This window comes from Paenibacillus sp. FSL P2-0322 (genome assembly GCF_037975315.1).
GTDB classification, from domain to species: Bacteria; Bacillota; Bacilli; order Paenibacillales; family Paenibacillaceae; genus Paenibacillus; species Paenibacillus polymyxa_B.
On sequence record NZ_CP150243.1, the window covers coordinates 1,351,198 to 1,363,794 of the forward strand.

Here is a 12,597-nt window from a genome sequence, read left to right on the forward strand (position 1 = left end):
GGCCTGGAACGGTTGACAGAGAGGGGAGTGTGTATGGACAAAAGTACACATTTGAAAGGCCGGATCATTGAAGAATATTGGATGGAAAAATGGTCTCAAGACCTGCCGAGGGAATTACTGCCTACAAGCAGAAGCAAGTCTAACCATCAGCTGGAGGCTCGCAAGGAAACGCTCGAAATGGTTATTCCCAGGAAAACGATTCGTCAATTGGATCAAATGTCGAAGGGCTCGGAGTTGGGACGTTTTATTTTGTTCCTGACGGCGCTGTCAGGGCTGGTCTATCGCTATTCGCAGTCAGAGGATATTTGTATCGGCACGACGACGCTTATACAGTCCGAACCCAAGCGGGGAAATGTACTTTTTCTCAAGTCGCGGGTTCAGGGAAGCCGAACCTGGCGTGAGCTTAACGAAGACATGAAGGCCGAGTTTTCTCGAACGCTGAATCATCAGGATGTTTCTGTGCCCCTTCTCTATAACAAATGGACATCTCTTCACGGGAGAGAACTGCAAGAACTGTGGCAACTGGCATGTGTGGATGAGGGATTACAAACGGTGACTGAGGACCTGGATCGGTTCGATCTGATGATCAGGCTTGTACCAAACGAAGAAGGTCGAATGCTGCAACTGGTTTATCGGCCTGAGGTGTATTCGTTGTCCCTAGTCCAATCCTTTGCTGCAAATTTGCTGTATGTTCTGGCTCAATGGCCTGAGAAATCGGCGGTCTCTCTGGAGGATGATGCGGCAAATATGCTGGCTCCACAGCAACGAGAGCTTCTGGTACATGGATTAAACCAGACGGCTGTAGAGCTGCCGGGTGTGACCTTGCTGCATCAATTGTTCGAAGAACAGGTGATGACAACGCCTGAACAAGCTGCTGTGGTCGAGGCAGGGTATCGCATTAGCTATAGAGAGCTAAATGCGAAGGCAAATCAGTTGGCCCGTACTTTACAACGTCACGGAGTGGGATCGGATGATATCGTGGGCATCATGGCTGAGCCGACGACGGAGGTCATCATTGCCATCTTAGCGGTATTAAAGGCTGGAGCGGCGTATTGTCCGATAGATCCGACGTTTCCAGTAGAGCGGGTACAGCAGCTTTTAACGGATAGTCGGATGGAGTTGTTGATCTCACCTCCACAGCATGTGGATACCCATGCTTTTCAAGGAACAGTGCTCGATCTATCCAATCCTGCATTATATGCGGGGGAGCCGTCCAATCTACCGTTTGAGGGTAGACCTGATCATACAGCGTATGTCATATACACATCAGGCTCGACGGGAGCGCCTAAAGGGGTGGTGATAGAGCATCGTCATATTGTCAATCAATTGGCTGGACTGAAACGCAGCTATGACTTCCATGAACAGTTGAGACATGTTTTGATGGCTCCGTTCACATTCGATCCCTCTGTGCAGCAGATTTTTTTACCGTTAGCTACAGGCGGGACACTGTATCTGATTCCGAAAGAAGCCAAAACCGATCCAAGCGCCTTTTGGGGACTGGTACGGAAGGAACGGATTAACGTGTTGAATACCGTACCTTCACTGATGGAAGTGCTGTTGGAACAGGTGACAGATATCGAACATCACTTTGCTTTTATCATGGTGGCAGGTGAGGTTTGCAGCGGCGAGCTGGTACAGCAATTACGCGATAAGCTAAACATAGACAAGCTGCTCAACATTTACGGCCCGACGGAAGCGGCTATTAATACAACTCTGTATGAATGTCTGCCTGTAGAGCAGCGAGCAACATTACCCATAGGTAAGCCTCTGCTGAATTATCAGGTATACGTTCTGGATCCACAGCAACGCTTGCTGCCCTTCGGAGCTACTGGAGAGCTGTTCATCGCTGGCGCTGGACTGGCGCGCGGATACTTATACAATCCACGCTTGACGGCAGAACGCTTTGTGCCGAATCCGTTTGGGACCGAATCAGAACGGATGTATAAAACAGGCGATCTGGTGAAATGGTTGCCCGACGGCAATCTGGAGTTTGTCGGCAGGTCCGATGATCAGGTTAAGATCCGGGGGATGCGTGTGGAACTGGGGGAGATTGAGTCTGTTCTCAGAAGTCATCCGTCCATCAAAGAAGCCGTGGTCATTCCGCATGGATCAGAGGAACGAACCGAGGATCTTGCTGCCTTTTATACCTTGAAAAAATCGGGAGCCAGGCAAGAATCTCCGGTCGGAACGAGCGATGTCCAGTCGTACTTGAAGCAGCATGTACCGGGCTATATGGTCCCGGCTCATATCGTCTGCTTGGAGTCCATGCCCGTCACAGTGAACGGCAAGGTGGATAAAAAAGCGTTGCCTCTGCACCAGATTGGAATTACCGAAACCCGTGCATATGTGGCACCACGTAATGAGCTGGAAGAACAGCTGGCGGAGATCTGGAAGAAGCTGCTGGTCGTACCTGTCGTTAGTGTGGAGGAAAGTTTTTTTGAAGCAGGTGGAAATTCGTTGTCTATCGTGCGACTACAAAGCAGAATCCACCATCTGCTGAAAGTTCAGCTGACGATTCCGCAGCTCTTTACACATCATACGATCGCCATGCAGGCCAAAATCATTCAGTTCGGCGGTGTAGAGCAACCTACCGAAGCCCTTCGCAAAACGGAAACAAAACGACTACATACCCACAGACCTGAGCTTGGAAGCAAGGGGCGAAACGGTGATGTTGCTGTGATTGGCATGGCTTGCCGTTTCCCTATGGCGGACAATTGCGATGACTTCTGGGACAATCTGTGTCGCGAGGTGGATGCCGTTCGCGACATTCCGGCCCATCGGTTACAGGATATTGCTCAGGGTTCAGATGATGTAGTCGGGCAGTCAAGATCGTTGCCGCAAGGCGCATATTTGGATCGAATTGATGGCTTTGATGCATCGTTTTTTCAAATATCCCCTAATGAAGCACGGATGATGGACCCGCAGCAGCGTCTACTGTTGCAGGTTGTATGGGAAGCGATGGTGAATGCGGGATACTCGGAAAAAGAGGTGTATGGCTCGAAGACAGGAGTGTTCGTAGGGACAGGCACACCGCAATATGTGGACCTTATGCCACAGGTAGAGCCTTCCGCAATTCCGGGGAATTTGCAGGCTGTGATTGCTGGACGGATTGCTTATGCCTTCAATTGGACAGGCCCGGCGGAGGTTATTGATACAGCCTGTTCCTCTTCACTCATCGCCGTGCATCATGCGGTACAGGAGATAACGTCCGGCGGTTGTGAAATGGCTGTAGCTGGTGGTGTCAATCTGTATCTGTCGATGGTGGATGAAAATCTCTTCAATATGGGAATCGCCTCACCTGATGGAAAGACAAAGGCGTACGACGCATCGGCAGATGGTACAGGCGGTGGCGAAGGGGTTGGCGCTGTTGTACTGAAGTCACTGGAGCAGGCGGTGGCTGATGGTGATTATATTTACGCAGTAATCAAGGGAAGCGCAGCTAACTCGGATGGTCGCTCCAACGGGATCACAGCTCCCAATGCGGCAGCGCAGGCTGAAGTGATTGAAGAGGCCTGGAAGCGCGCGGAGATTGATCCGCAGACGGTTTCTTATATCGAAACGCACGGAACAGGCACCAAGCTAGGTGATCCTATTGAAATGGAGGGCATTACACGGGCTTTTGGACGGTATACAGATCGTAAGCAGTTCTGTGCGGTAGGCTCCGTCAAAAGCAATATCGGGCATCTGGATTCAGCGGCAGGGATTGCCGGGTTTATAAAAGCAGTGCTGGCCATCACCAAGCGTCAGATTCCGGCATCCCTTCATTTTAAAGTGCCTAACCCACATATTGATTTTGCAAATTCTCCGGTTTATGTTGCTCGGTCACTTCAGGAATGGACGCCAGACTGCGGAATTCGTCGTGCGGGGGTAAGCTCCTTTGGCTTGAGCGGAACGAACTGCCATGTTGTGCTGGAGGAATATGCGATCCAAAGAGAAGTTCCTTCTCTGGGCGAGGAATATGTATTCACCTTGTCAGCCCGGACTGAACAAGCGCTCTACGCTTATGCCGACAGGTTTGCAGCTTATCTGGGAAATACCAACGAAGCTTTGGCAGACATTTGTTACTGTACCAATATCAGCCGTGGAAACGACGCCTGCCGTTTGGCTACCGTCGTCGGCTCGCAGGAAGAATTACGGCGTAAGCTCATGCTGTTCGTGGAGCAGAGCGATCATGATGCAGCTTCGGTATTACCGGATCGCGAACGAATATACGTAAATACGACAGCAAAAACAGGGAACAGCCCTGAGCCGTATAGGGTACAGCCTGCGGAATCGCTGGAGCATATGGCAAAGGCGCATATGCAAGGAAGGGAGCTGGAGTGGGAGGACTATTATCACGGACAAAACCGGGTGCGAGTTCCTCTTCCAGGCTACCCGTTTGAAGAGAAGCGCTACTGGGTTGAACCCAAAGTTCAGCAACCACCGCATGTACCAACTAGTGCGGAATTGACCCCTGACACGCAGGAGGAATCTCCTGATTTCTGGCAGGCTACCGAGGCGGTTTTCCAATTTGGTGAACGGTTATTGGAAGAGAGCGGCTTTGTGGTAGAACAGGGCTATAAAAAGGCGGTTGATGAATTTGCGGCCCAGCTTATTATCGGATTATTCAGACAATGGGGGACGCTCACGGAACCCGGAAAAGTATATAAAGAGTCAGAAATGTTGCATACGATAGGGATTACTTCCACATATCAGCGTCTATTTCGGTTCATGCTGCGTTTCGTAGAAGAACAGGGCTACATCTGCATTGACGGTGATAATATCACGCTAACCCTTGAAGGGTCAGCTCCTGATCTGTCGGCCTTATGCACCCAATACGTGGAACAATATCCGGCATTTGCGGGAACATTCAAGGTGTTGAAGTATTGTCTGGATGCCTATCCGGCTGTGCTGACCGGGAAAAGGTCACCCCTGAGTGTGCTGTTTCCCGATGGTACACCGCAATTCCTGGCGGGCTTTGCCAATCAGGGACGTACGCTGGGCGATCTGTGTGAGACGATGGCGCTGGACGCATTAAAGCAGCATATTTTAGCGCAAGCGGGAAAACGGCTCCGCATTCTGGAAGTCGGGGCTGGCTCGGGAACGGTGGGCAAGGTCCTTTTCCCAGCCATAGCAGATCGTCAAGTCGAGTATTGCTACACCGATTTGGGCCGGGGCATCATTTTGGAAGCGCAAAAGCAGTTTGCAGCCTACCCGTTTGTTCGATATCAGACTTTTAATATTGAAGAAGATCCTTTGGCACAAGGCTTTGCGCCAGAACAGTTTGATATCATTATTGGCCTGAATGTAGTTCATGCCACGAGCCGTTTACGAACGTCCTTGTCCCAGTTGAAAAAGGTGCTTGCTCCTGGTGGAGCCCTGTTTATGATCGAAAAAGTGCAGAACGAGCCTGCGGAAAATCTCGTCTGGGGGATGACGGAGGGATGGTGGCTGTTCGAGGATCAGGACATACGGAAGGATTCTCCGCTGGTTCCGACGGAAACATGGGGGCAGTTGTTGAAGGAGGAGCGATTCACGGAGGTACGAACCTTTCCTATGCATTTGCCAAACCGTGCCGAGGCTGAAACCGCGCTGATTATCGGTCGAATGAGCGAGCAAGAACAAGTGAGCAGGGTTGAAGATTTAATGTACCGTGTTCGGTGGATTAAAAAAGAACTGAAGAAGACAAGAGAAGGCGTGTTGGCTCAAGGAAACTGGCTAATCTTCAAAGACAAGCTGGGGATTGGTGAGGAACTGGTGCAACGCATGAGGCGCTCCGGTCATCCTGTGGTGACTGTAGAGGCTGGGCAAAGGTTTGAAAAACGGAACGATCAACAGTACACCATCCAGCCGGGTGTAGAAGCAGATTATATTCAACTCATGAATGAACTGGGACAACATAACCAGCGCTTGAACGGTATCGTTCATCTCTGGACCTGTACAGTCACCCCGTCAACCCCAGTCAACATTGAAACAGTGGATGCAGGTTTGGAGTCAGGTGTCTATAGTCTTTATTTTCTGACTAAAGCATTACTGCATCAGGGTCTGCATGAAACGCTGGACTTGCGGGTGGTTTCGAACTTTACCCAGCGGATATCGGACGAGCAACAAGTATCACCTGAAAAAGCGGCGATTCACGGTTTGGTCAAAGTTATTTCTCAGGAGCATCCACAATTGCAATGCTTCGGACTGGATGTCGAAACGCTCCACCACACCAACGAGCAAGTGGCGGATCTGATCATGACCGAGCTGCAAGAAAACAAAACGGATTCATTCGTTGTCATCCGTCAGGAGCGTTACATCCAAGGTATGTCTCGTCTCGAATCGGATACGGTAAGCACTCCAGATAATCGGAATCATCCGGGTATTCCACCCCGGCGTTCCATCACCGTTCGTCCGGGTGCCGTATATATCGTGACTGGAGGCGCAGGGGGATTAGGACTGGAGGTTAGCCGGTATTTATCCGAGCAAGCTCCGATCCATCTAGTCATCCTGAACCGAACGGAGCTGCCGGAAAAATCGCAATGGTCACACATCATAAATGATCAGGTGCAAAGGAAGGCTGATACCGTAATTTACCGTAAGCTTTCGGCCTTTGCAGACATGGAAAAACACGGCTCAAAGGTGCATTATTACGCGGGAGATGTGGCTGATTATAGGCAGATGCAACACATTTTTGACGATGTACAAGCTCGTTATGGCCCCGTTAAGGGAGTTGTTCATTGTGCGGCAGCTAGCGGCGACACCAGTCGTCCGCTGGAGATTCAGAATTTGGGTGATTTTCGCAAGGTGCTTCGCCCCAAAATTCACGGAACGCTGGTATTGGATAAGCTTCTGGCGGAACAAGAGACAGATTTCTTTGTTCTGTACTCCTCGGTAGCCTCGCTATGGGGCGGAGCTGGCGGTGGAGATTATGCGGCTGCCAATGCGTTTATGGATGCCTTCAGCGCACAGCGTAACATGCAGGGGCAAACGACGCTTGCGATCAACTGGTATGCGTGGGAGGGACTCACTGGACCAGGGTGCATGGACTATATGCCTGTATCAGATGCGCTGGCTGCTTTCCGCATGAGCTTGTCTTATCCGCTGGATCAGGTGGCAATCGGCAAGTTTGATACACAGAAGCTGCGTGAATGGGCGCCGATGATGAAAATTCAGCTTGCGCCGGATATGCTGACGAGTCGACGCCGAGCTGTAGCTAAATCCACCAAGGAAGCAGGAGCTCTGCCATCTGTCGAGCCTAACCGTTTGGTGACAGATGTGAAGGTCAGTCTGAAAGGGAAAACAACAGAGCCTTACACAGAGCTGGAACAGCAGATCGCTCAAATATGGGCAGAGGTGCTGGGATACGAGGAAATTGATGTAGGTCAACATTTTTTTGAAATCGGCGGGGATTCCTTGCTTATTTTGAAAGTGCTGAGTCTTCTGAATGAACGGGTTGATCCCGAAGTGGAGGCCGGGGATTTGTTCTCGTACGGTACAGTTGCGCAGCTGGCGCAGTTTATGGAAAACAGGCATGCCGCCAGCACAAGAGAAGTGACGGACGTAGCACCGCACTTACAGGTTGAAGTTTCCGGGGCGGACGAAGCGGACGAGGATTTACGAAGCCTGATCAAGCGTGTAAAGGAGGACGCTATTTCAGTGGATGAAGCTATGAAAGGATATGAAAGCATATGAGGGATACGTTTGTTGAAGCCATTTTGCAGCTTGTAGCCAAACAGGAATTATCCGAAGAGCATGCGTATTCTCTGATCAAGCAATATCAGGTTCGGCTCAAAACTGCTTCATCGTCCGCAGCCCACGATGGAATAAACCGCAACAGGGATATAGCCATCATCGGCGTAGCCGGACGGTTCCCGCAAGCAGATAACAAGGAACAATATTGGAGTAATCTGGTCAACGGTTTGAATGGGATACGAACGTTTCCAAGCTCACGCTTGGAGCAGATTCGTCCCTTTTTGGATGAACAGAATCAAGGGCCATATATGCCGGCAGGCTATTTGGAGGAAGTTGATACGTTTGACGCGGCATTTTTTAATATTCTTCCGGGTGAAGCCAAATATATGGACCCGCAGCAGCGTATGTTCATGGAAACCGGTTATGAGGCCATTGAGGACGCAGGGTATGGTGGTGAACGCGTTCGTGGCTCACGAGTGGGGGTATATGTCGGCTATAGTGAAGCGCGATACAAGGAGCTGATCGAAAGCGAGTCGTCCACCGCCTTTGTCGGGAATTTCCCGCCAGTTATCGCAAGCCGTCTCGCTTATGCGCTGAATCTGTCCGGTCCTGCATTGAGTGTAGCCACCGCCTGCTCGTCTTCCCTGGTTGCCTTGCATCTTGCATGTGAGGGATTACGCGCTGGAGATTGCAGCATGGCTTTGGTGGGTGGGGTAGCCATTGGTGCGTTACCCACCAGGATGGAGCCGGGCGGGCTGGGGATTACTTCTCCGCAAGGACAATCACGCAGCTTCGACGCGGATGCCGACGGTACGGGATGGGGCGAAGGTTGTGGCGTTGTTCTGATCAAGCCACTGGAGCAAGCCGAGAGGGATCACGATTATATTTACTCTGTGATTAAAGCAAGTGCCATCAATCAGGACGGTGCCTCCAACGGATTGGCCTCCCCGAATGCCCGAGCTCAGGAAGAAGTGATTGTAGAGGCGTGGAAGCGTGCGGGCATTGACCCTTCGACGATCTCTTACATCGAGGCTCATGGAACGGGGACCAAAATTGGAGATCCGATTGAAATTAAGGGGATTACGAATGCCTTTCGCAGGTATACGCAAAACAGACAATTTTGCGGAATCGGCTCGGTTAAAAGCAATATCGGTCATCTTGATTCCGCTTCAGGCATGGCAGGATTAATCAAAATGATCATGGCTTTACAGCATAAGCAGCTTCCGCCCACCCTGCATTTTGCTTATCCGAATCCGTTGATGAACCTGCATAGCTCTCCGGTCTATATCCATACGAAGCTAACCGAATGGCGAAGTGAGGACGGAATACCACTGAGGGCGGGTATCAGTTCATGGGGGTTAAGCGGTACAAATTGTCATGTGGTGCTGGAGGATTATCAGGGAAGCAGGCCCTCCCTTTCTTCGTCCTCCGATCTACCCTGCGGTGGGGAGCGTGTATTTACCCTTTCGGCATACAGTGAGAATTCACTGCGAAGATTGACTGCCCGATATATTGATTTTTTGGAGAATGACGATATTCCGCCTTTGGAAAATATCTGTTACGTCCTGAATACGGGCAGAGAGCATCATGCTTATCGGCTGGCGATTCCGGTCACGGATCGACGCAGCCTTTGGACAAAGCTCAAACAGGCTTATGATGCTTTGGTTCGTCAGGATGGAACAGGGCTGGAGCAGCAGGGGATTTTCTGTTCCATGTGCAGCGAGTCCCTGGTAGAAATGGCGCTGGATACAGATGATGCCCCGATGATTGCCCGGCGATATGTTGCCGGGGAGAACAGGCGCTGGGCGGAGGATTACCCGGCAGGTGGGTGTGTCAAAGTACCCTTGCCTGCATACGCTTGGGAGAAGCAACGATATTGGGTGGAGCCGCCGATCCAACGTCGAAGCAGCAATCGCGATGAACAGGTGTCAGCTTATAGCGAAGCACGCGTTTCCTTTGGTGACGGATATGTTCCGACGGAAACAGAAGACAGGCTGGCACGTATCTGGGGCCGAATTTTAGGGATTGACGAACTGTCTGTGGATGCGGGTTTCTTCGAACTAGGCGGGGATTCCCTGCTGGCAACAGATCTGATTACTGCCATAAGCCAGGTATTCCATACACGAATTACATTGGTTGATTTGTTTGGACATCCCTGCATTCGTGAGCTGGCCCAGCTTATTTCAGGCGAAAAGAAATCGGATTACCAGTCCATTGAACCTGTGTCTCCACAAGCATTTTATCCCGTATCCAATGCGCAGCGCCGTCAGTTTATTTTGAAGCAGCTGGCAGAAGGCAATTTGAGTTACAACATGCCCGGAGCGGCTACGATCACGGGACGCTTGGATGTGGAACGCTTTAAAGCTGCTTTTGCTGCGATCATTCGTCGCCATGAATCCTTTCGGACGGTGTTTGATGTTGCGGAGGATGAAATTGTGCAAAGTGTTCTTCCGCAGGCTGAGCTTGCTATATCGCTGGGTGTGGCTCCAAGGGGAGCAGATGTGCAAAAGCTGATGGAGGAATTTGTCCAGCCGTTTTCTCTGGGAGAGGCTCCTTTACTTCGGGTACGCTTGCTGCGATTAACGGAGGAATGTGATGAAGAGGACAAGCATTTGCTGATGTTTGATATGCATCATATTGTTTCGGATGGCGTTTCCATGGAGATCCTCATTCGGGAATTTACCAGTCTTTATGCCGGGCAGAACCTGCCGCCGCTGCGTATCCAATATAAGGACTATGCGGTATGGCAAAATGCTTTTCTGCAAAGTGAGCAGATGCTGCAACAGGAGCAATTTTGGCTGAGGACGTTAACGGAAGGACTGGAGTCAGGATTGCCTGTTCTGAAAATGCCCAGTGACTATCCCCGGCCGCCTGTGATGACTTTTGAAGGGGGGGTGTACTCGTTCACGATTGACAAAGTGGTCGCTGAACGCTTGCGAGCGATGGGACAGGAGCATGGCGCTACGCTGTATATGACGCTTCTTGCTATATACAATGTGCTACTTTATCAATACATCGGGCAGGGGGATATCATTGTAGGCTCCCTCATTGCTGGCAGACGTTATGCGGGTGTAGAGCATACGATAGGACTTTTTACCAACTACTTGCCTATTCGTAATACTCCAGCGGGTGAGCGGCGCTTTACGGACTTCTTAAAGGAGGTGGCTCATCGCACCATAGCCGCGTATGATCATCAGGATTATCCATTTGAAAAAATGGTGGAGCATCTGGATCAGAAGCGCGATCTTTCACGCAACCCTATTTTTGACACCATGCTTATTTTACATAATCAGGGGATGCAGAAAACCCAATTTACGATGGGAGATTTAACGCTAAACATGGTGGACTGGGCCAAGCACAGTTCAACCATGGATTTAAAGCTCGACATTTTTCAGGGAATGCAAGGGGAACTGAAATGTACCTTTGAGTATTACTCTCGTTTGTTTCACGAACAGACGATCACTGCGCTGGCAGGACATTTGCTCAGCCTGATCGACCAGATTGTGGACCAGCCTGAGCAAGCTTTAGCGGAGTACCGGATTTTTTCACCTGAGGAAGCGGAGAAGATGAAACAGAAACGGCAGGGAAAGGACTCTACTTTTGCGCTTCCTGCGATTTGCCCGGCACCGGAGGCTGAGCAGCACCCTTTGTCTTTTTATCAAAAGCAGATATGGCGACATCGAGGATCAACTAATAATGTGATCGTTCATGCAACGTGGAAAGGCAAGGTGGATCAAACGTTATTTGCCAGAGTGCTGGAAGAACTGCAAGCCGAACACAGCACGCTCAGAACAACCTTTAGGGAAGAGACAGCCGGGCCGACTCAGCAGGTGCAGGCGTGTCTTCCGTTGGATTACAAATTTACAGATGTACTAGAGAGGGATGCAGCTTCTTGGGCGGAACATTGTGTGGCTGTGGAGTATCGGAACCCGTTCAAGTTACGACAAGGTCCGCTGTACCGGATACGCTTGGGTTGTGACAGCAACGAACGATGCCAATTGATCGTCGCCGTTCATACATTACTAACGGAGTGCCTCGATCTGAAAGGTTGGCTGGAACAACTGTTTATTCGCTATTCCGCTGCTGTTACGGATTCGGCAGTGGATACAGCCCACATATTTCAGTCCATCTCGCAGATTGATTTTACTTATTGGCAACAACGGTTGCTGCAGGAAGGATATTTGGAGCCTCAAAAGGCGTATTGGACTGAGGCACTGCAAAAGCCGCTTCCTCCGATCGGATTGCCGTTCAAACGCGGGGAAGAAGCTTTTGTAACACCCGAGTGGACTTCTATTGAAGTGCCTCTCGCCACAGAGGAGACTGAAGCTCTAAAAGCTTTTGCCTCCAGTCATGAAGGTTCTGTTACGGACGTTCTATTCGCCTGTTATTTCCTGCTGCTGCGGCAATTAACGCATGCGGAGGAGCTTTTGATCTATGTCATGCATCCCGAAGGACATCCAGTTCAGGGCAGCGGAGTACCTTTATGTATCCAGCATCCTGTGCCAGTCAGAGTTTCGATGGAGGGGCTTTCGTCGTTTAATCCTTTGCTAGAAAAAGTGAAGGACAAACATCAAGCTGCGCTTCAAGCTGTTTTATATCCGTTTCATTTGCTGCTGGACCCTAATGAGTTGAAGAGCGGGAGGGAGGGTTCATCACGTTATAACGTCGTCTTTTGCACAGAGGATGGAACGAGATCTTTACCCGAGGGAGGGGAAGTGGGATTGCGTGTATACCCCTCAGAGCCAGCAGCACTGCAACTGTCAGTCGTGAAATCAACAACCGGACTGACCTGTTCCCTGAGGTGGAATACCGCTTTGCTGGAATCTTCCTATGTCCACTCTATGCTGGAAAGGTATCACAAAATAATCAAGACCATTGCTAGTAGTGTGTCCAACCTGTCTAAGGTATCCCATTAACGTGCGGTTCATTCAAAGGAGGCAA

Annotated in this window: 2 protein-coding genes; both read left to right on the forward strand. The window is 50.5% G+C overall.

All coding sequences use genetic code 11. The features are described 5' to 3' along the window. Positions 1–33: 33 nt before the first annotated feature. Positions 34–7,656 (forward strand): amino acid adenylation domain-containing protein, encoded by a 7,623-nt coding sequence (locus MKY24_RS06085; RefSeq protein WP_339201612.1) that lies wholly within the window; start codon positions 34–36, stop codon positions 7,654–7,656. Further along, entirely contained in the window at positions 7,653–12,572 is a 4,920-nt protein-coding gene (locus tag MKY24_RS06090; RefSeq protein ID WP_339201613.1) for a condensation domain-containing protein, read from the forward strand. The genes MKY24_RS06085 and MKY24_RS06090 overlap by 4 nt, the downstream gene beginning before the upstream one ends. Positions 12,573–12,597: the final 25 nt, after the last annotated feature.